Genomic DNA, 977 nt, shown 5'->3' on the forward strand with positions numbered 1-977 from the left:
TGCGGCGGCAAGCGCCAACCCAACCATCCCGCCGCCGATGCTGGCGATATCTACACTTTGCATCATTGCTATTTATTACCTAATAACTGGTTGTTACCTAGTTTGTTGCAGTCAATCATCGTTTCACTAAGCCAAGAGTATGGCGCAAGAGCGGCTGCTTAAAAATAGAAAGGTTATCCATCGCGGCTAAGGCTGTATTTCGCCCAATTCGCATCGCGAGTAAATCGTTCGAAAAAACATGGACTAACGAGCTTGTTAGCCAAATGGTTTCGTTACGGTCTGCTTCTCGGCGTCGACTAAAGCGGATCAGGCCTTGGTAACTCCCAACATCTTCACCTTGCTTGACCAGTTCCTCTGCGAGAGTGACCACGTCTCGGATCCCCAAGTTGAAGCCCTGCCCAGCAATGGGATGCAGCGTTTGTGCTGCGTTACCGACTATCGCAAAACGGTGTGAAATATTTTGCTTGCGATGACGAAGCAACAACGGATAGCTCGCACGGAGCCCCACTTTTTGCATCGCACCTAATCGCCAACCAAAATCTTGCTGAAGCTGTTCAAGAAATTCGCTTTCAGACAATTCCATTACAATTTGAGCTTCATCAGGACGTAAGCACCATACGAGCGACATTCGATTATCACTCATCGGCAGCAGGGCAACTGGGCCGTTTTCAGTAAAACGCTCAAATGCGCGACCTTGATGCGGCTCTTGAGTCACAATATTGGCAATTACGGCAACTTGGTCGAAATCATGCTCAGAAAGCTCCAAACCAATTTGCTGACAACATTGCGAAACCGCACCATCGGCGGCAACAAGTAATTTCGCATTAAGCAACTCACCACTAGCAAGCTCAATCGTCACATTTTCTTGAGTTCGGGTAATGTGCTTCGCGGAGTCTGGGCAGTACAAATCGATAGCGGTACTGTGAGTCAGCAATTCTTGGTAAACACGACCAACATCGGCTAACTCTACGACATAA

1 protein-coding gene and 1 pseudogene are annotated in these 977 nt (G+C 48.1%); both read right to left on the reverse strand.

The genetic code is table 11. The annotated features are described in order from the left end of the window. A pseudogene (locus R7Z50_RS25105) lies at positions 1-66 on the reverse strand (2-octaprenyl-6-methoxyphenol hydroxylase); the annotation flags it as partial. Positions 67-115: 49 nt separating this feature from the next. After that, the coding region (gene ubiH, locus R7Z50_RS25110; RefSeq protein ID WP_318149438.1) for a 2-octaprenyl-6-methoxyphenyl hydroxylase at positions 116-977 on the reverse strand (862 nt) is incomplete at its 5' end.

Source organism: Vibrio sp. 1249-1, from assembly GCF_033340495.1.